This window comes from Vibrio sp. 10N.222.55.C6, from assembly GCF_041473395.1.
Taxonomy (GTDB): Bacteria; Pseudomonadota; Gammaproteobacteria; order Enterobacterales; family Vibrionaceae; genus Vibrio; species Vibrio crassostreae_C.
In genome coordinates, this window is the sequence record NZ_JBFRSD010000245.1 from 1 (window position 1) to 404 (window position 404).

Genomic DNA, 404 nt, shown 5'->3' on the forward strand with positions numbered 1-404 from the left:
GCCCAGTGCACAACGTCGATGAAATGGATTCAAACTGGCAACATATTACGGATTATGTGTCTCAATCGAAAACTTACATCGACTTATTCCAAGAACAATCAACGCCCATTGACGAAGCTTCAATTAAGGCTGCTCTTATTGAATTTATGCAGGGTTTGACCACACCCAATGCCCCTTTCGACCTGTATTTACAAGGTGACAGCGCAGCACTTTCTGAAACCGCCAAACGAGGTTGGGAAACTTTTCAAGAAGAAGGCTGTATTCGTTGCCACCAAGGTACCAACATTGGTGGAGGCATGGTGATGCGATTTGGTTACTTTGGGTTATCGAAAACAGGAGCCGAGCGAAGTGAAGACCAAGGTCGTTTTATGTTTACCGCTAAACCACAAGATAAGGATTTATTT

1 protein-coding gene is annotated in these 404 nt (G+C 43.8%); it reads left to right on the top strand.

What is annotated here, in order from left to right; genetic code table 11:
- A partial coding sequence (locus AB4486_RS23485) for a cytochrome-c peroxidase (RefSeq protein WP_372118959.1) occupies nt 1-404 on the top strand: 404 nt, incomplete at both ends.